The organism is Chryseobacterium sp. WX (assembly GCF_029542485.1).
Taxonomy (GTDB): domain Bacteria; phylum Bacteroidota; class Bacteroidia; order Flavobacteriales; family Weeksellaceae; genus Chryseobacterium; species Chryseobacterium cucumeris.
Genome location: NZ_CP120710.1, coordinates 4,044,843 through 4,064,316, shown reverse-complemented (window position 1 = coordinate 4,064,316; position 19,474 = coordinate 4,044,843). Strand labels below are relative to the sequence as shown.

Sequence of the window (19,474 nt, the reverse complement as noted above, 5' to 3'; positions counted from 1 at the left end):
AATGAAAACAGCAATCAATATCCTATTATTCCTTATATCCAACCTTTTTATTGCCCAAACCGCAACCAAGGAACAAGTCATTTCGGAATTGCCCGAACTAGTGATTACGGAGGGCGTCAACCTGCACATCATCTCACCGGAACCCATCCAATATGTGGATTTGTCCACCCAAAAACTCACGGGTGATCTACCGAACACCAATATCGCGAGAATCAAGATCACGGATGCTCCTACCAACGTCGACCCAAAGGAAAAGGCAAAAACCACCTCTTTATTGAATGGCGACAAAATAGGAATAATAACCGTTGTAGGTCAGTCTTTTATTGCCCAATATAAGGCTATTTACAGAAATTCGGAAAATAAAAACACCGTGACCAACATCCATATCCAGTCGGAAGAGATGCAGCCGATTGAACTGGACAAAACCCGTTTTTCCAACTTGGAGCTGACCAAGTTTGCGATGGACATCATCCAGAAGAAGACGGAAGAAAATCCAATCAGGGAGCAGAAAGATCTTAAACTCAGTATGCAGCTCAACAATGTGTACGTTATCAGCGACTATATCTTTCTCGATATGACCTTCAAAAACAGCTCGAACCTGAGTTACGATATCGAAGACCTAAAATTTTCCATCGAGGACAAAAAAATCTACAAGGCGACCAACAATCAAAGCATCGAGATGACACCGATTTTTAGACTTTACGCCCCGAAACATTTCAGGAAAAATTTCAGAAACATCTATGTCTTCAAAAAATTCACTTTTCCGAACAGCAAGGTGATGATGATCCGCCTGATTGAGGAACAACTCTCGGGAAGAACCATCGACATGAAGGTGAATTATTCAGATATTTTAAAAGCAGATACATTTTAGTTATGAACCCATTACCAACAGAATTAATTATTGTCCTTCTCCTGGCGTTCATCGCTTTCATCGCTTCTTGCATATCCATATTTTTTTTATTCCGTCTCAGAAAAGCAAAGAAGGAAATAGAAAAGGAAATTATAAAAATGGCTTATCTGAAAGCGTGGTATAAGGAGATTGCAGTGAAGATTTATGGTAAAGACCGTATTGAGGAAGAAGAGAAAGAGTTTTTAAAAAACTACAATTTATAGGAAGTAATGCAGGAACAACAACACCAAATTAAGATTTACGGATTCCTTCAGAAGGCGGTTTATGCGGTCGTGGCATTGGATTGTGCGTCGCTTTTCTACCTCGATGCAGATATTCCTATAGTTTCAAACCTATTGAAAAATTTCTCGAAGATGAGTTTCTTTTACCCACCCATCAACGCAAAGTTTGCGACCCTGATTCTCATTGGATTGGTCGCTGTCGGGACAAAGGCGAAGAAGAAAAAGGATTTGAACATCGCCACGGAAATCGTAATCCCCATGATATTGGGCTTGTTGATGATTTTTTCTTCACTCGTTTGGCAAAACGAGGCAGGAAACTCCAAACTCCCTAAAATTTTTCCTGCGCTGAATCTTTATCAGGTCATCTATGCCGTATTGTCTTTTTTGGGTGCAGTAATCCTTCAAATGGGAGCAGACGCCATCTCAAAACTCATGCAACAAAAAATGGGAAAAGACCGATGGAATGTAGAGGAAGAAAGTTTTGCCCAAAATCAGGAACTTGTAGAAACGGACACCTCGATCAATATCCCATATCTCTTCAGATACAGTAAAAAAATCAACAAGGGATGGGTCAATATCAATCCATTTCGTGGGACGATGGTGATTGGAACGCCTGGAAGTGGAAAGTCTTTCGGAATCATCAATCCCGCAATCAGGCAAATGATAGCGAAAGGCTTCTGCCTGTGTATTTACGATTTCAAGTTTCCCGATTTGGCGCAGATTGCCTACTACCATTATCTGTTGAAGAAAAGCAAAGATTCAGGGTATGAATACGATTTTCATGTCATCAATCTGAACGAGGTAGAAAAATCCAAAAGGGTAAATCCATTCAAAAAAGAATACATCCAAACCTTGGCGGAAGCACAGGAAATGGCGGAGTCAATGGTATCGTCGCTCCAAAAGGGAGGTTCAAGTTCGGGAGGCGGCTCCGATGCCTTTTTCACCCAATCTGCCATCAACTTTCTTTCGTCGAGTATCTACTTTTTTGCCACCTACGAGGACGGAAAATATTCGGATTTACCACATATCCTGTCCTTTATGAACCGAAGTTACAAGGAGATTTTTGACACACTTTTTACCAACGAGGAAATATTCTCACTGCTTTCTCCCTTTAAGACGGCGTATGAAAACAAGGCATTTGACCAGTTGGAGGGACAGGTCGGAACCTTGAAGATATTTCTCTCACGATTGGCGACCAAGGAAAGTTTCTGGGTGTTTTCGGGCGACGAAGTGGAACTAAAAATTACGAACAGGGAGAATCCTTCCATCCTGATTTTGGCATCCGATCCAGGAACGCAGGACATCAATTCCGCCCTTTATTCATCGGTTTTGAACAGGACTTTACGACTCATCAACTCCAAACACAATTTGCCGGGAGGAATTATTGCTGACGAGTTTCCCACCATCTACATACATAAAATCGACAACGTGGTGGCGACCGCAAGGAGCAACAAAGTGGCAGTCTTATTGGGACTTCAGGAAATCCCACAACTCCGACAGTTTTACAAAAAAGAAGTTGCCGACACCATTTCCGCCATTGTTGGAAATATCCTTTCAGGTTCCGCAAGGGACAAAAATACTCTGGAATGGCTGGAGAAACTGTTCGGAAAAATCAAGCAAAAATCCTATTCCCAATCCATCTCCCAACAAGGAACGACGACCAGCATCAACGAGAAAATGGACTTTATGATTCCTGCAGGAAAAATTGCGACGCTCAAAACTGGCGAAATGGTCGGAATGATTGCTCAGGGCGAGGAAAACGACACCGAGGAATACAAAACTTCGGCGATGAACGGCAAAATCAATTTGGATATGAAGGCCATCAAACAGGAAGAACACAACTATGTGAAAATGCCTTCCTATTACTCATTTGTCGACAAAATGGGAAACAATCGTAAAAACGATGTCCTGATGACCAACTTCAGAAAAATCAATAAGGAGGTTGAATTAATCGTAAATGAATTTACTAAAAATGAAAAATAGAACGACAATAATAACATTAACAATTCTCCTTTTAACAGGCGGTTATTCCATGGCTCAATTCAATACGCTGATGCCGACAAAACCACACAAAACGGAAGACTTTAAAATTATGGAAACCCCAAAAGAGGAGAATTCCAACCAAAAAAAGGAGAAAAAATCGTGGAAAGAAATCTTCAACATCACCCCAAAATCGGAACTGAAAAACGAAACCGAAAGTTCAATGAAGATGTTAACGAGTCAAATCGACTCTCTAAAGACGATGCTTAAAAACTACCATAATGGAAACAATCAAAGTAACGTGGACTACAAAAAGATGAAAGATTCACTATTTGAACTGATGCAAAATTTTCAACCCGAAAAAAAGCAGGAAAAGGATTTTGAAACCACCTTTGAAGGTTTACGGAAAAATATCTCAATGCCTTTGCGCAATAGAATTAGCGTGACTTCGCCTTACGGAACAAGGATGCATCCAATTTTCGGCACTGCAAAAATGCACAACGGAATTGACCTCAAAGCCAACTACGAAGATGTTCACGCCGTGCTTGATGGAATCATTACCGAAGCAGGTTGGGATTCCAAAGGCGGTGGAAACTACATCAAAATCAAACATTTCAACCGATTTGAAACCTCCTATCTCCACCTCTCCGAAATCTACTACAAAGTCGGGGAAAAAGTGAGGGCGGGCTTCATCATCGGGAAAAGTGGAAACACCGGAAACTCTACCGGACCGCACCTGCATTTTGCGGTAAAGGAGTTTGGACAAAGCATCAATCCCTACCATTTCTTAAACGACCTAAACAAAGCAAACAATTTAATCGCAACCTATTATGCAAACTGAAAACCTACCTACCGAAGAACTTAAAAAGTTCGGCATCATCAACGAAGACTTGTCATTTTCAAAAAAACTGAAAGCGGACGACATCCAAAAATTTCTGCAGGGCTACACCATCGTCGCAGACAACGACAAGAACAGGGCAATCTTCCAACTCACGGAAAACAACACCCGACTGAAAGTCATCTTTCTGGAGCGGGATAAAAGCATCTCCGAAATCCTCAAGAACAGTAAGGACAGAATTGTGTATTCCACTATTCAAGACCTTTCAAATCAAAATGAACAGAAACTTTCGCTTGAGAAAAAGGCATTTATCTACGACAAGGAAAACAACATCGTTGCCGAATTCGACCTCATAAAAAACGCCACCGAACTCACCGCAATTATTGCCGACAAAAAGGATGTCGTGGAAATGAACCGCTACAAGAACGAACTTCAGAAACTGAAAAATTTTCTGATGGATAAAATGGACCAATATCCCGAAATCGCCAAGGAAATTTCCAACGACTTGAACATCGTTTCAAGAGAAATCAACACCGTGAACAGCATCTCACCCGATGAAAAACAGATTTTAAAAGGTGGCAATTCTGAAATTGACCTGAACGTCAATGACAGGGATACGTACGAAGACGCGAACCGAAACCGGGAAGAACACGAAGAAGAAATCGTACAGGAACAGGAGAAACGCCGTGGATTCCGCAGATAAATTTTTGAAAAGATGGAAACAGAAACGATTAATTACCAGAGCAAATATGGACCGAACACGAATTTCCAATTTCCGACGGACGAGGATACGCAATATCTCAAAACGTCGGCGGGCGAAGTATTACCCTACAAACTCTTCACCGGGAGAAATGATGCTGACCCAAATTCCGCCCTCCTACGGGAAAAGGACAATCAAGGATACGCCAATGATTTTGCGCTCGTAGAGAGACAGTTTTCGGAAAATAAAAGTCTTTCATTCATGGCGGGAACCAAAGTTTCCGATGTGAACGATGTGGCTTGGCTTTTCCGTGCACTCGAAGACGAGGCGGTGGAACACACCTTTGCACTCTACAAATTCAAGGACGACAGCTACCTCGTTCAGCATCTTTCAACAGGCGGTATTACTTCCACAGTGGTGGATTTGCGTTTGTTGACGGGAAACGTCTTCAAAATGCAGCCCGAAAGCATCACGCTCGTCCACAACCATCCTAGCGGACAACTGATTTCGAGCAAACACGACCGAATGTTGTTGCAAAGGTTGCACGAAATCTTCGACCACACGGGAATCAAGGTGGAAGACGGCATCGTCATCAATCTTCGTTCGGGGAAATATTTAGTATTCAACGGAGATTTGGGAAGCGACCAAGTGTTGGAACTTTCGGTGCAAAACCAACAGCAGCGAAAAGTCAGCACCTTTTCCTTTAACAAGCAGATTTTTGCCGCCAATTATCAGCCGTTTAAAATCAATAGTCCCGAAGATACCGCCGCCTATATTTCGAGTCAAAAGTTTGGGTTGTCGGACAAAACGGAAGCCATCATCCTGAACAATGCGAACGATATCGTGGGAAAATTCATTCTTCCGCAGCATCGACAGTTCGAGAAACTGACGGAACTGATGACCATCCACGCCGGAACGGGAGTTATCCTTTATGGGAACAATGTGAACGAGCAGATGTATAAGGAATACCGCGAAAAACTCGAACTGATGGGGTTCACAGCATTGGACGCGATTTTATTGGAAAGCGGAAACTACCACTCCCTTTACGAAAAGACCAAAATCAATGTCTATAACCATCTCGTGGACAAATTCAGCAAGAACCAACTGAATGCGGAACCCATTGTCGGCGTATCGGAAAACAACCCAAATAATAGTTACTCTAAAAATTTTAGAAATATGGAAGAACCACCACAAATGGATTACGTCAAACTGTTTATTGACGATTCCGAAGGTAATACCAAGCACGAATTTGAAATCTCCTTGACGGAAGACGACAAAGTGAACTACAGCCAGATTGCCTCAAAAATCCAGCTGTATCGAAAGCCGGAAGACCATGTTTTGCTATTCGTTGGCGGAGAACTGCTTACCTACGAGGGAAATGAGGAAACAGAAAAAATCATCGATTCCCTTAAAAGTCTTTTTCTTCCCGATGAGAAAAAACGGAGCAATTTATTCAGCCAAAGTAATTTTCATTCGAGATTTAAAGAAGAAATGGATGCCACAAGGTCAGGATTTTCGATAGACGACATCATTGGAGAGCCTTCTATAAAAGATTACGCCAAAATGAACGGAGATGACTTAACACAACACCTCAATAAAAACAAAGAATATTTTAACAATCAAACCCCAAACATTATGGAAACACAAAAAGAATTCAACCAGGTAGATTATCTAAAAAATCAGCTTAAATACCTCGGTTTCGGCGAAGATGAAAAACTTCACAAAGAATTGGAAAAAGGCATCAAGTCCAAAAACCAGCAATTCGAAATCAAAACTTCATCGGACAAGGCACTGCCCGGAAACAAGGTCGATTTTGCCTTGAAATTCAACAAGACGGAAAGCGGCGGCGTTTTCCTCAACTCCTACGACGCCAAATTAAAGAATGAGAAAGGCGAAGACATCACCCACAATTTTTCGGTAAACAGAGAAAACACCTTTACCGCGAAAGAAGCAGTAAACCTTTTGGAGGGAAGAAGTGTGAAAATCGAGTTCCACAACCCAAAGAGCGACCAGTCGGAAACCGCCTTCGTGCAGTTCAACTTTGAGGAGCCAAAGACGGAGAAAGGAAACTATATGTTCCAGAATTTCTACAAAAACTACGGTGTCGATACCGACAAAATCGTGGAAAAAGCCAACCTCGTTTTCGAAAAGCCGGAATACAGGGAAAACACCATCAAATCCCTTGAAAAAGGAAATGTGGTGAAAGTGAAATTTGAAATGGACGACAAAATAATGGAAGGAAAAGCGGTGCTCAATCCGCAATACAAGAACCTGAACCTTTACGACAACGACATGAACCGCATCAACACCAACAAACCCTTGCAGGGACTGGAAAATGAAGAAAAACAGGAAAAAGCCCATGTGAAGGAACAGAGCATCAAACGATAATAAATAATACCTGACTATTATCCGAAGGCGGTAAGTCAAATTTTGATTTGCCGCTTTTTTTTAAATGTAATCATTATGAAAATCAAATCCATATTTTTAGTCCTAGTTTCCATACTTTTTTTAAGTTCATGCCACAAGGAAATCAAATCCGAAAAAGGCGGAATAGACCTTATTTCTAATGTCTATTTTGATGCCTCCAGAGGATTGGACAAGATGCAGAGTTTCCACATCTCGAAAATGAGTTATTCGGAAAACCAAATTATCGAACTGGTTCCAAACCACACCTTTCCCGAAATGAATCAAAATGCCTATCTCGTGAGAGATTCTTTCTGCTATCCATTGGATGCTGAAAACGGCAACATCATTCTTTCCGATATTCTTGAAAAACAAAAACCGTCACTAGTTTGGAACAAGAAGGACGGCGCCATTTTCTCAAAAGAAATGATTCCCAACTATAAGAACAGGCGGAAACTCTCCGACACGGTGTTATTCAAGAAAAAATACAGACGCTTCGAAATCAATTCGCCTTGGAACTATACCCGTTTCTACATCTATCCGACAGACACGATTCTGCCGTATTCCCTCTACAGACACGCCGAAAAGGATTATGGCGGAAGATTGGAGCGCATCGATTCCTACAATAAAAAGACCGACATCTTTGTAAGCCTGCAACTGCTTCCAAGAAAAAACTGGGACGACACGGCGAAAGACATTTTTGAGTTCAACCACTTCGTAAAAAACAGAAAAAGTGAGTGAGACATCCTATTTAAATCATTCTAGTTCAGAAATTTCCATTATTGAGGGAACTAAAAACGAACTGATTGTCTTTAACAGCGATAACGACAAAGATTCGTTTTTGGAACTTTTGAAACTAAACAATCAAAACAACGGCAGAACCCTTGTAACACTCAATTATAATGAAAATACTGGAAGCTTTGTCGAACGGTTTAAAAACTACGACGGAAAGATATTTCTGTGTCTAACCGGTGATGATGACGGAAATAGGTCTACACAAAAAATCCTCAATGAATTTCAAAATAAAAATATCAAGGACATCCGCCTGCTGTATGGAATTTCTGAAAATGGGAACCAAAACCTGGAAGAATATTTAAAAAATAACCTCCAAGTTCAAGAGAAAAATACTACTTTAGTTGAACAAAAAACGATAAGAAATGAAGACGATGGAACTCAATCCGAAGGAATTTCCGACACTCAGCACTTGGGAGCCGAACTTTCTCAACGAAATTCTGGAGAATCTAACCAAACAAGCAAACCCAAGCAAAACGGAAATCACTTTGGAGGACAAGCTGTGGACGGCAACCATGCTGGAAATGGACTTGAAGACACAATCTGGAAGCATCTGGTCGGAAAACCAGAGCGAGGACCCGTTGACGGAACACAACCGCAAAATGCTGCAAAAAATGAGGGAGCAGAACATTCCTTGGGCGGAATCGTATCCGGGAGAAATGTATCCAATAGAATAGCAGAAATAGTAAAAACATCTACTCAAAACAATGAGGCATTAGGGGTTCTTATTTCAAAATATAAAGGTCAAAAACTGACCAATGAACAAGTTGCGGAAGTTGTTTCCGCAGCTTGTTTTGTTTCCAGCGATAAGCAAGTTAAACTCAAGGAAAGTCTTAACATTACCGAGGATTTAAAAGAGATCTGTCATCAATTCAAAAGTGGCGGAACAGCTAAAGAAGGCAGGGGTATTTTGGATGAATACTACACCGATTCAAGGATTGTAGATGCCGTCAGAAATTTAATCAACGACCAGTTTAAGAACAGGCAGGAAATTTCGGTATTGGAACCCAGCGTTGGAACGGGAAATTTTCTGTATGCAGTGAAAGAATTGGGAATCAAGTCCAATATCACTGCCTTTGAAATCAACGAAACCACCGCAAAGATTGCGAAAATCCTTCATCCCGAAGCCCACATCCATCTCCGCTCCTTTGAAACCGAGTTTATCGAAGAGAAAGGCAACAAGAAGGAATTTGCCGAAAAATACGATTTGGTTATCGGTAATCCACCCTACGGCGACCATCGCGGATTATACAAAGGTTTGGGAGAAGAACCCAAAATCTCCAAATACGAGGACTATTTTGTCAAAAGGTCTTTAGATTCTCTTAAACCCAATGGAGTTTTGGCAATGGTGCTTCCTTCGGGTTGGTTGAACCGACAAGCCCAACTAAAAAATGCAGATATTTTGGAAGGTTTTCGTCTGCCGAATGGTGCTTTTGCCGGAACTCAGGTAGGAACGGACATTATTATTCTGCAAAAAAATTCCCAGAAAATTTCTACAGATATTTCCAATTATTTTGAAAAACATCCCGACAGGATTTTAGGGGAAACCCGAGAGAAAACCAACCGTTTTGGGAGGTTGGAAAACTATGTCTATGGAAATTTAGAGGACGCCTTATCTAGGATTGAGCAACTCAAAAATAAAAAGCAGACCGAAAGAATTGGAAACCTCTTTGAAGATTTGTTTTTGGAGGTTGATCAACCTAAAGGAGAATCAAAAAGCAAAACTTTAGAAAACACCATTCCCGCTAAAACAGAAGAAATTGACCTTGCAGAAACGAAAGATAAAATTGAGCAAGTTCTTTCCAGACTTAATGAAGTAAAATTCAAATCTCCCGCAATTGAAAAGGAGATTGAGAAGTATTTCAAACTCCAAACCCAAATTTTTGATAATCCCCCAAATTTTTCGAAAGACCAAATTGATGAAATTCATCGTAAAGCGGATAAAATTATCCAGTCCCACAAAGAGAAAAATGCGGAATATCGAATTCAGACCAAACCGGAAATCAAGAAAGGGGTTTTAAAATACCAATTTTTCAAAGCCGATGAAATTGTGAATGCCTCGCTTCAGAACAGTACCGATATTACTAAAGAACAGATTGAGGCATTTCGGGACACTTCCTACGACGGCACATTAAACAATCACGGTAAGCACTACCAATTTGCCAACTATATGGACGGAAATTGGGTTCACGATTTTTATTACGCCGAAGGGAATATCTACGCCAAATTAGAACAACTGGAAATAGACTTTAAGGACAGGTTCTCGGTTGGCGGAACAGAAAATCAATATGAGAAACAAAAGGATTTACTCCTCAATGTTCTTCCAAAACCAAAAACTTTAGACGAAATCTCAATCAGTCCGAATCATGAATTTGTCCACCAGTTTGATTTGGGAACCATAGAAAAGGAACGCTGGAATCAAAACACAAGACAGACGGAAACTGTAACGGTTCCCTATAATCTTGCAGAAAAATTCAAGGATTTTGTCGGAACGCTTTCCAGTGAGGCATTTGCAGGTTCTTCATCTTGGGAAGTAAGAAGTTTTGTAGACAACGAAAACGTTACCGGAAGCGACAAGGAACGGAATGCCTTGGTTCGCGAAAGACGAAAAGTCGCCGCCAACGACTTGTTTCAAAAATTTTTGAGGGAAGAATTGTCGGACGCTTTAAGGAAGCGTTTTGTCAATGATTTTAACCGAAACTACAACAACATCTATGTTCCGGACTATTCAAAGTTTCCTTTGTTTTCAAAAATCCATTTGAATTTTAAAGGTCGAGAACTTAGATTAACTGAAGTTCAGAAAGCCGGAATCGGAAGGCAGACCACGAAAGGTGTCGGATTACTTGCACATGAAGTGGGATTTGGAAAAACATTGTCTGGAATCCTGTCCATGCACGAAGCGATGGAAAGAGGAAATGCGAAAAGACCGCTGATTGTCGTTCCCAATGACAGCATTCTGAAACAGTGGGTGGAAACCATTTTTGAAACCATTCCCGAAGCCAAAGTGAATGTCTTGGGAAATCTCGGAAAAGACTTCGACCTCTCAAAATTCGACAACAAGGATGGGGAAATCACCATCGTCACTTACGAGGGTTTTAACAATATCGGTTTTTCTGAAAATATTACCCAAAATCTGGCTTCCAAGTTCTCCTATATTTCAGAAAATGAATTAAGAAGTGTAAACACCATCAGCGAAAGGGATTTTCAGAAAGAACTGGAAAAAGAAAAAGAACTGGTGGGTAAAATGAAGCGTGGCAAGATTTACGATTGGGAAGACTTTGGTTTTGACCATCTGACTTATGACGAAGTCCACAACGCGAACCATATCGTAGGAAAAGTAAGAATAGAAGACCGCAGATTTGCTTCAGACTTTAGAAATCAAAACCAGCAGACTTCAAAGTTGGGTATCAATACTTGGATGGCTGCGCAATACATCCAAGAAAAGAACGACGGTAGAAATGTTACCTTGCTTTCTGCAACGCCATTTACCAATAAACCACTGGAATATTATTCTATTCTCTCCTTGATTGCGAACAAGAGATTAGAAGAATCGGGCTACTTCAATGTGAATACCTTCTTTGAAACCTTTATGGAGGCAGACAACGACATGGAGATTGACGCAAAAGGTGATGTGAAATTCAAGGCGAATGTTCGACGTTTTAAAAACAATTCGCTGTTTCAGCAACTTTTATCTGAATTTATTGATATCAAAGGCGAAGAAGACAATCCAGAATTGGTGCGGCCCAACCGAATCAACAAGGAATATAAGATTGAGCAGAACTATTTAACGAGTGAGCAATACGAAATGCTCAATGAAAACTTTACCGAAACCCAAAAAGGGGCAATTCTTACGCATATCCTTAATGCCCGTTTGATTGCGATTTCACCATATCTTTCTCCCTATTATGAAGGAGAAGAACCGTCTTTAGAAGAGTTTATAGAGGATTCTCCGAAACTAAAACAAACGATGGATTTGATTCGGCAGAACAAAAACGACATTCCGGATTCGGGACAGATTATCTACTCTGAATTAGCTGTTTCGGAATTTCCGAAACTAAGGGAATATTTGGTACGGGAGGTCGGCTACAAACCGGAAGAAGTCGGAGTCATCACCGGAGCAACCAGCAAACCAAACCGTTTAAAGATTCAAGATGATTTCAATTCCGGAAAAATAAAGGTGGTCATCGGAAGCGAGGCGATTCAGGAAGGAATGAACCTTCAGGAAAATACGACGGATATTTACATGCTTTCTCTTCCGTACAACTTTACCTCTCTACGGCAAGTGGAAGGTCGTGCTTGGCGACAAGGAAATAGGAACGAAAATGTAAGAATCAACTTTATGTTGACCAATGACAGCATTGATGTCTTTATGCTTCAAAAATTGCAATCCAAACAGGCAAGATACTTGGAGGCAATGAAGAAGGGAGCCGATGTTTTAGATATTTCTGACATCAGCACGCAGGAAATGAAAACCGCCATCATCACGAATCCCGAAACCAGAGCGAATATAGAAATTGAACTGATGAAAAAGCAAATTGAAACCGAAAAAAATAAATTTTTGGCTGATTCTGCTTTTGTGCTTCGAAAATATGACAGTTTTATTAAAATTCAGGAAGAAGTAACTAAAGCGCAACATAACTACAACCGAATCTTAGGCTATTCCAAGGAAGAGGGCGACAATGCCGAATACTGGAAAAACCAGCTTCCATTTTATCAGAAAACGATTGATTTGACAAAGGAGAAAGTCCAAGAGGAAATTGATATTCTTTCTCAAAAAGGCGTGAATGTGACGGAGATTGAACAGCAGACAAAAATTACTGAAGATAAGATTGCTGAATTGGATAAAAGGTTGGAGGATTTGCCTAATGTTCGGGAGGGATTGGTTGAGAAGTATAGGGAGGAGAAGGAAATGCAGTTGAAAATTAATGAGACTGGAAATTATTTAGGGGAGCGAGCAATTGAAAATGTGCTCTTATTTAATAAAAATAATTCCGAACGGATTAATATAGCTATAGAAAGACTGGATGTGCAAAAAGAAGCTGAAAAAGAATATTACAAAATAGGGCGATAAAAAACAGGGACTCAAAGTCCCTGTTTTAGTCCCTGTTATACGTAAATCACTGATTTACAGAATTGTTTGTAGCGAAGACGGGAATTGAACCCGTGACCTCAGGGTTATGAATCCTGCGCTCTAACCAACTGAGCTACCTCGCCGTTTTGGTGGTGCAAATATAGAAAATATTTCTTTACCTCCAAAATTATTTTACCTTAAAATATTCTAAAACATCGCCAACATGATCTGGTTTGCTGATTATCTTATTGTTAGCATCCAAAATAAAATACGTCGGAGTTGCATGAATATTATATAAATCTGTGTAACTACTGTTCCATCCTCTCAATTCTGAATCATTCACCCAAGGAAATGCAGCAATTTTTTTGGTATATGAATTCTTATCCACATCTAAAGACAGCCCTACAATCTGAATATTTTTCGATTTCAGATCATTATATTTTTCCAAAAGTTTTGGAAGTTCACTTTCACAGTGTGAACATGTGGATGACCAGAATACCACCACCTTTTTATCGGCCTTTATATCGTGTAAAGATTTTGCAGTGGTATTAACAGGTGACTGGAACTTATAATTAGGGAAAATAGCCCCCATTTCAATGTTTGCATTCGATTTCAATGTAGAAGCAAGCCTGTCGGTAATGGTACATTTAAGATTTTTAGCTAGAGACAGATATTTGCTCTTGTATTCATCCATCTGATAGACATCAAAAATATCAATCAATTCTGACAATACAGTCTGCCCTCTTGGAGTTTCTACTTTTAAACGATCCAGCAATTTATCAACAGATGCTGTAACATTGGCATTTCCTCCCGAATTCAGATAAGCTACTAATACAGGTCTCAATAACGATGAGCTTTCAAGCATATCACTTGATTTGTCAAGAAAGTTGATTATTTCTTCCTGATCTACTTTCTTCGTTGAATCGGGTGAATTGGAAAGAAACTTGCTGTAATTCGTATTATAATAAGCAACAAACGGATGTTGCGCAGCATCAATAGAACCTGAAGCACCGGAAAGTCTGTCAATTTCTGTTTTCAGAGCTTTTCCAAAATCTGTATTGTCTTTGTAATATTCTTTGATTTGTGCTAAAGCCGGTAAAATAAGCTCTTTCTTTTGGGAGCCTTCCTGTTGTTTGCTCATCAGATTATTGGCATCATCCAGATAAATAACATCTTTTACTTTGTTATTCTGAATATCCAATTTAAAATTGACATTCTTATTTTCAGAAATAAAGCTTACGGTATTATTAGAGCCAGGAAAATAGACTTTCATCATCCCCATATAATGACCCGGATATTTAAAAGTCCATGTACTATTCTTACTCTGTTCTTTAGTAACAATAATATCTTTTGATCCGTTAAGTGTATATAGAATAGCATCCTGGTCTTTAAAATCTGCCGGAGTCTGAATTGTAACAGTAAATTGAGCCTGTAAAGCAAATGCAGCCAAAACCGCTGATAGCGTATAAATCTTTTTCATAAAGTAAAAATAAAAAAACTCCCTGACTAATCAGAGAGTTTAATATTATTTTAATAAAATTTTATGCTTTTACGCTTTTGTACTTTTTTGTAAAGTAAACAATAAATCCTATTGCTACGATACCCAGTACATATACATACATATCAATTGGTGAGGCAGGTGATCCGGTACCATTTCCTCCATTTCCTCCTCCTCCTGGGATTGGTGGAGCGGCATTTGCTAAAGATACAGCAAATAGGAAAAATGCCAAGACTAGTTTATTAATAGTTCTCATGTGGTTTATTTTAAGATTTTAGTGTTAACAGTTTCTCCCTTATCAGAAACGATTTTTACAACATATGAATTTTTAACTGAGCCATCAAGCTCGATTACAAAATCTCTGGATGTTTCAACCGCTTTTTTAGAGATTACCAGTTTACCGCTCATATCATAAACTTGAATGTCTGCTTTTTTCCATTTTGGATCAAATCTAACAATGTAATTTGTAATAGATGGATCATAAACAACAAGTGTTCTGGAAACACTAGGAGTTGTTTTATTAGTAGCTAAAGTATTATTACTTGGCTCACCATAATACAAGTTAGCTTCTTCATTTGTTACAGCTACAACATCTCCCTGCTTAGCCTGTACTAAATTTCCATTTTCCGCTTTATAGTAGAAACCAATTCCTGAAGATAACTGGTGTGCACCAGCAGGAATAAGTTCTGCATTTTCTCTGATCTCGAACTTATAAGATTTAACCTGATCAAGCTTGTAGTTAACTAACTTAACATTTTTACCTTGGAAGTTACCCTCATTAGCTTCGTTAATATATAACCAATAGTTCGTATAATTATTATCATATCCGCCATTCAATGCTTCTTCGTAAGTACCGATAATTCTGGTACCTGCTGAAGCCTGAACTGTCGTGGCAGTAGAAACCTGGTGTCCTGTTGTAAATGATGGAGAAACCACGTAGTACGTTCTGGAAATCTCATTACCATTAGCATCAAGACCAATTACCCCAAGCTGCTTCACTGTACTGTTTGTACCCTTACCAGCCATTTTAGCTGCATTTACACCATTTGGAGTACCTGCTGTTCTTGCGGTTGATTTGAATCTTCTCAGTGTATTAAAGTCTAAAGTCTGAGCTGTATTATCTCTTAACTTTATTTTAAACGACTGCATTGGTTTGATAACCATTTTATCCAGGTTCACATCCCCAACTGCCGGAGCAACCCCGTCACCTGTAGCCACATAAGTAACCACCTGAGCACCTGTAGCATAAGTAGAGCCTCCAGGAAGTGTCACAACAGTACCAGGGTTGTATTCAATACCCCAGATATTTTTTACTGCATTTCCGTCTGATCCGGTAACACTTTCAGTATATCCAATATTAGATAAATCTAAATTGGTAAGGAAGGGGTTACCAAACTGATACCAGTTCTGACCAAATGTTCCAGCCCATGCGCTTGTAGTAAACTCAAAACTGTCATCTAAATAAGTGTTGTACTTTTCGTTGTAAGAATTCACAGCGTTACCACCAACCCCGAATACGACATTAGAAGGTCCCAAATTAGATTTCCCCGCATTCTGCAATGTTACAGTTCCAGCTAAGGGAGCATATGGTTTCCCGTTAATATTGAAAACAGTTGCTGCACCTGCAGGAGCACTTGGATTCCAGTCGTTATTGGTAACTTTCAGCATATAGTATCCTGAACCATCAGCAGTAGTAGATGCTAAATTTGTAAAATGCGCAGAAACTGCATTAGCGTTATCCCACTTTAGAATAGGGTTGCTGCCGGTTCCTGTTCTTTGGGTATTGAAAGTTTTCCCAAGTTCTGCAGATAATGAATTGAAAGCTTTACCCGAAAAAGGTAACGCAACTTGTTGAAAATAATTACCGGAACCATGACTTGTAGTTCGGTATTCTTTGGTTACAATACCTGTAATGTTGGACTGGGATAGTCCGTCGATGTACAACTGTCCATACGTGGAAGTAGCAAAAGAAGCAGGGGTATTAAGTCTTAAGATGATATTTCCGCCGTCAGTCTTATCAGAACCGGCAGCATCAATTGTCTTAAAAGCATCTGTACCAGATCCTACAACCATGATATTTCCATGCACGTCCAAAAGGCCATTACCCTTTGTTTGTACACCTCCACCGCTATAAACTAGGGTGCCTTCGCTCACATACATATTAGCATTAGTGTCAACATGACATAGTATCTGCGCCTGAACAGAATAACTAATTGCTAAAAGACCTATAGCAAATAAACTTTTTCTCATTGTATAAATTATTTGTGTGTTAATACAATCTTCACCCGCAAAGGTATTATTATTTTTCTTAAAAAAAAAATATTTTATCTATTAATCAAAACATTATCTTCATTTAAGATGATATCTTTCTCCTCTCCTATTGAAAACATATAGTCTTCTAGAACTTTTTCGGTGGTCCCTCTAAGCCCTCTTGCACCTAATCCTTTTTCAATAGTTTCCTCTACGATTTTTTCAATGGCTCCGTCTGTGATAACCAAATTTGTGCCATCCATTTTGAAAAGTTCCACAAATTGATTAACAATAGAGTTTTTAGGTTCCTTCATGATTCTTACCAACGTCTCTTTTGTGAGTTTATCGAGGTAAGTGATGATTGGAAATCTTCCTAAAAGTTCCGGAATTAATCCGAAAGTACGAAGGTCAATTGCATTAATATTTGTTAATATATATTCGTCTTCGTCTGTTTTATTGATTTTTTCAGAGCTGAAACCAATTGCCTGCTTGTTCATTCTTCTTTCGATGATCTCTTTGATCCCGTCAAAAGCTCCACCTGCAATAAATAAGATGTTTTGGGTATTTACCTGGATATATTTCTGATCTGGATGCTTTCTTCCTCCTTGTGGCGGAACATTCACAATACTACCTTCCAACAGTTTTAATAATCCCTGCTGCACGCCTTCTCCTGAAACGTCTCTTGTAATACTTGGATTGTCTGATTTTCTGGCAATCTTATCAATCTCATCAATGAAAACAATTCCTTTTTCAGCTTTTTCCACATCATAATCTGCTACCATCAAAAGTCTTGAAAGGATACTTTCAACATCTTCTCCTACATATCCGGCTTCTGTTAAAATAGTAGCATCCACGATACAGAAAGGAACATTCAGTTCTCTTGCAATAGTTTTTGCCAGAAGCGTTTTACCCGTTCCTGTCTCTCCTATCATGATAATGTTTGACTTTTCAAGCTCTACTTCTCTGTTTTCGTCCTGAGCGTGAAGCAATCTTTTATAATGGTTATACACAGCAATGGAAAGTTGCTTTTTTGCCTGATCTTGTCCGATCACATACTGGTCAAGAAATTCTTTGATCTCTTTTGGCTTTTTAAGCTCTTCCATACTATTAGCAGGTGAATATCCTGTTTTTGATGCACCATCTTTTACGATAGCATGTGCCTGCTCTATACAATTTTCACAAATAAAACCATTCTGCCCAGAAATCAGCATCTGTACTTCATTTCTTTTTCTGCCACAGAAAGAACATTGGTTGGAATTCATATGATATAATATATGTATATGTTAAAGAAAATCGTAAAAAATTACTTTTTTACGATTTTCTGGTTGTTAAGAATTAATAATTGAGTGTTGAATCTCTGTATATTCTTCGTTCGTTAATTTTAATCTTTCATTTCTGAAATTCATGTCTTCCATCTTATTTAAAGGAATCAGATGGATGTGTGCATGAGGAACTTCAAGTCCTACCACTGCTACTCCTACTCTTACACATGGAACTGCAGTTTTGATCTTCTTGGCTACCTCTTGGGCAAATCCCCAAAGGTTTTTGTATTCTTCACTTTCAAGATCAAAAATCAAATCCACTTCTTTTTTGGGTACTACTAAAGTGTGTCCCTTCACTAAAGGCATTGCGTCTAAGAATGCAATAAAGTTTTCATTTTCTGCAATCTTATAAGAGGGAATTTCGCCATTAATGATTTTTGTGAATATAGTGCTCATTTTATCAGAAGTTTAGGTTAGATATTTAGAAGTTCAGAAATAGAAAGGAGTATCAGACTATAAAGAGATGTCTAATACTTCGAAAGACAGTTTGTTTCCGTTAGGTAAAGTAATTTCAGCAATTTCGCCAATAGCTTTTCCTAACAATCCTTTTGCGATAGGTGTGTTCACAGAAATCTTTCCTGTCTTCAGGTCGCTTTCGTTATCCGGTACCAATGTAAATACCTGCTCTTGCTTGGTAGCATTGTTTTTAAGTTTCACTGTTGTTAAGATTGAAACTTTTGAAGTATCTAATTGGCTTTCGTCTATAATTTTAGAAGTAGAGATAACATCTTTCAGCTTGGAAATTCTCATTTCAAGCATCCCCTGAGCTTCTTTAGCTGCATCGTATTCTGCATTTTCTGATAAATCTCCTTTATCTCTTGCTTCTGCGATCTGCTGAGTAATTTTGGGTCTCTCCACAGTTTCCAACTGTTCCAGCTCAGCTTTCATTTTCTCTAGGCCCTCCTTAGTAACATAGCTTGCCATAATTTTCAAAATTTAGTTTTAGTATAAAAAAATAATCCGACATTTGCCGGACAATGTTTTCGTGTTGTAATCGTTTAATTTTTACAAATATATAAAAATTTAAATTGAAATGAAAAAAACTTTTTCAATCTTATCCATTTTCATTTTATTGATTTCCAGTAATTTAACTATAAACTCATGTGGAAGCAGAGAAGATACCGTGAACTGTTTCCCCAATGTTCCTATTAATGTATCTCTTAATTTAAATCTGCCTGCTTATTATGCTTTAAACAATATCAACGGCTGGATTTATGTCAACGAGCAACAGTCAGGGACAAGAGGATTGATTATTGTCCGGACAGCAAACGGATTTAAAGTCTATGACAGGAATGCCCCACATCTATGCCCCGATAGCAATACAACCCTTGAGGTAAAAGATAATATTGCCATTATATGTCCACAGGATAATACAAGATGGATCTTAAGTACAGGACAGCCGGAGTCCGGAGCCCAAACGTCTCTTCCTCCCAAAACTTATCCTTACAATTACGACGCTGCAAGTAAAACTCTAAATGTTTATTATTAG

Annotated in this window: 15 protein-coding genes and 1 tRNA gene; 9 read left to right on the top strand and 7 right to left on the bottom strand. The window is 39.1% G+C overall.

Annotated features, from left to right (window positions below; all coding sequences use genetic code 11):
* Position 1 precedes the first annotated feature (1 nt).
* The 8 genes from PZ898_RS18390 to PZ898_RS18355 all read left to right on the top strand — a co-directional run bounded on the left by PZ898_RS18390 (position 2) and on the right by PZ898_RS18355 (position 12,915).
* Positions 2-871 carry a DUF4138 domain-containing protein gene (locus PZ898_RS18390; protein ID WP_076782001.1) on the top strand — a complete coding sequence of 290 codons (870 nt, stop codon included), beginning with the start codon at positions 2-4 and terminating at the stop codon, positions 869-871.
* Positions 872-873: 2 nt separating this feature from the next.
* Positions 874-1,113: a hypothetical protein gene (locus PZ898_RS18385; RefSeq protein WP_076782000.1), complete on the top strand. Its 240-nt coding sequence runs from the start codon at positions 874-876 to the stop codon at positions 1,111-1,113.
* A gap of 6 nt (positions 1,114-1,119) precedes the next feature.
* On the top strand, positions 1,120-3,114 hold the full coding sequence (locus tag PZ898_RS18380) for a type IV secretion system DNA-binding domain-containing protein (RefSeq protein ID WP_243548500.1): 1,995 nt from the start codon (positions 1,120-1,122) through the stop codon (positions 3,112-3,114).
* A complete protein-coding gene (locus PZ898_RS18375; RefSeq protein ID WP_024565603.1) occupies positions 3,104-3,952 on the top strand; it encodes a M23 family metallopeptidase in 849 nt (282 codons plus the stop codon). The genes PZ898_RS18380 and PZ898_RS18375 overlap by 11 nt, the downstream gene beginning before the upstream one ends.
* The gene (locus tag PZ898_RS18370; RefSeq protein WP_185208550.1) at positions 3,942-4,652 is read left to right on the top strand and encodes a hypothetical protein; all 711 of its coding nucleotides are present in this window, start codon (positions 3,942-3,944) and stop codon (positions 4,650-4,652) included. Before PZ898_RS18375 ends, PZ898_RS18370 begins: the two co-directional genes overlap by 11 nt.
* Before the next feature lie 12 nt (positions 4,653-4,664).
* Positions 4,665-7,037: a JAB domain-containing protein gene (locus tag PZ898_RS18365; protein ID WP_277693913.1), complete on the top strand. Its 2,373-nt coding sequence runs from the start codon at positions 4,665-4,667 to the stop codon at positions 7,035-7,037.
* A 75-nt stretch (positions 7,038-7,112) separates the two neighbouring features.
* Positions 7,113-7,793 (top strand): hypothetical protein, encoded by a 681-nt coding sequence (locus PZ898_RS18360; RefSeq protein ID WP_277693912.1) that lies wholly within the window; start codon positions 7,113-7,115, stop codon positions 7,791-7,793.
* Positions 7,786-12,915, top strand: coding sequence for a helicase-related protein (locus PZ898_RS18355; RefSeq protein WP_277693911.1), 5,130 nt, complete (start codon positions 7,786-7,788; stop codon positions 12,913-12,915). The genes PZ898_RS18360 and PZ898_RS18355 overlap by 8 nt, the downstream gene beginning before the upstream one ends.
* Before the next feature lie 69 nt (positions 12,916-12,984).
* Here PZ898_RS18355 and PZ898_RS18350 read toward each other — a convergent pair.
* The 7 genes from PZ898_RS18350 to greA all read right to left on the bottom strand — a co-directional run bounded on the left by PZ898_RS18350 (position 12,985) and on the right by greA (position 18,909).
* Positions 12,985-13,058, bottom strand: a tRNA-Met gene (locus PZ898_RS18350).
* 44 nt (positions 13,059-13,102) lie between these two features.
* On the bottom strand, positions 13,103-14,395 hold the full coding sequence (locus tag PZ898_RS18345; protein ID WP_277693910.1) for a TlpA disulfide reductase family protein: 1,293 nt from the start codon (positions 14,393-14,395) through the stop codon (positions 13,103-13,105).
* Positions 14,396-14,456: 61 nt separating this feature from the next.
* The gene (locus tag PZ898_RS18340; protein WP_062672466.1) at positions 14,457-14,669 is read right to left on the bottom strand and encodes a hypothetical protein; all 213 of its coding nucleotides are present in this window, start codon (positions 14,667-14,669) and stop codon (positions 14,457-14,459) included.
* Positions 14,670-14,674: 5 nt separating this feature from the next.
* A complete protein-coding gene (locus PZ898_RS18335; RefSeq protein ID WP_062672464.1) occupies positions 14,675-16,663 on the bottom strand; it encodes a T9SS type A sorting domain-containing protein in 1,989 nt (662 codons plus the stop codon).
* A gap of 74 nt (positions 16,664-16,737) precedes the next feature.
* On the bottom strand, positions 16,738-17,925 hold the full coding sequence (gene clpX / locus PZ898_RS18330) for an ATP-dependent Clp protease ATP-binding subunit ClpX (RefSeq protein WP_062672462.1): 1,188 nt from the start codon (positions 17,923-17,925) through the stop codon (positions 16,738-16,740).
* 66 nt (positions 17,926-17,991) lie between these two features.
* Positions 17,992-18,381: an HIT family protein gene (locus tag PZ898_RS18325; protein WP_047429226.1), complete on the bottom strand. Its 390-nt coding sequence runs from the start codon at positions 18,379-18,381 to the stop codon at positions 17,992-17,994.
* 57 nt (positions 18,382-18,438) lie between these two features.
* Positions 18,439-18,909 (bottom strand): transcription elongation factor GreA, encoded by a 471-nt coding sequence (gene greA, locus PZ898_RS18320; RefSeq protein ID WP_034695856.1) that lies wholly within the window; start codon positions 18,907-18,909, stop codon positions 18,439-18,441.
* A gap of 109 nt (positions 18,910-19,018) precedes the next feature.
* On the opposite strand from greA, the gene PZ898_RS18315 reads away from it, so the two are divergent.
* Complete coding sequence (locus PZ898_RS18315) at positions 19,019-19,474, top strand: hypothetical protein (protein ID WP_062672459.1); 456 nt, start codon at positions 19,019-19,021, stop codon at positions 19,472-19,474.

Bases quoted from the DNA above. Each gene is read 5' to 3' on its own strand.
- PZ898_RS18390 (WP_076782001.1), top strand. From the start codon at position 2: ATGAAAACAGCAATCAATATCCTATTATTCCTTATATCCAACCTTTTT.
- PZ898_RS18385 (WP_076782000.1), top strand. From the start codon at position 874: ATGAACCCATTACCAACAGAATTAATTATTGTCCTTCTCCTGGCGTTC.
- PZ898_RS18380 (WP_243548500.1), top strand. From the start codon at position 1,120: ATGCAGGAACAACAACACCAAATTAAGATTTACGGATTCCTTCAGAAG.
- PZ898_RS18375 (WP_024565603.1), top strand. From the start codon at position 3,104: ATGAAAAATAGAACGACAATAATAACATTAACAATTCTCCTTTTAACA.
- PZ898_RS18370 (WP_185208550.1), top strand. From the start codon at position 3,942: ATGCAAACTGAAAACCTACCTACCGAAGAACTTAAAAAGTTCGGCATC.
- PZ898_RS18365 (WP_277693913.1), top strand. From the start codon at position 4,665: ATGGAAACAGAAACGATTAATTACCAGAGCAAATATGGACCGAACACG.
- PZ898_RS18360 (WP_277693912.1), top strand. From the start codon at position 7,113: ATGAAAATCAAATCCATATTTTTAGTCCTAGTTTCCATACTTTTTTTA.
- PZ898_RS18345 (WP_277693910.1), bottom strand. From the start codon at position 14,395: ATGAAAAAGATTTATACGCTATCAGCGGTTTTGGCTGCATTTGCTTTA.
- PZ898_RS18340 (WP_062672466.1), bottom strand. From the start codon at position 14,669: ATGAGAACTATTAATAAACTAGTCTTGGCATTTTTCCTATTTGCTGTA.
- PZ898_RS18335 (WP_062672464.1), bottom strand. From the start codon at position 16,663: ATGAGAAAAAGTTTATTTGCTATAGGTCTTTTAGCAATTAGTTATTCT.
- clpX (WP_062672462.1), bottom strand. From the start codon at position 17,925: ATGAATTCCAACCAATGTTCTTTCTGTGGCAGAAAAAGAAATGAAGTA.
- PZ898_RS18325 (WP_047429226.1), bottom strand. From the start codon at position 18,381: ATGAGCACTATATTCACAAAAATCATTAATGGCGAAATTCCCTCTTAT.
- greA (WP_034695856.1), bottom strand. From the start codon at position 18,909: ATGGCAAGCTATGTTACTAAGGAGGGCCTAGAGAAAATGAAAGCTGAG.
- PZ898_RS18315 (WP_062672459.1), top strand. From the start codon at position 19,019: ATGAAAAAAACTTTTTCAATCTTATCCATTTTCATTTTATTGATTTCC.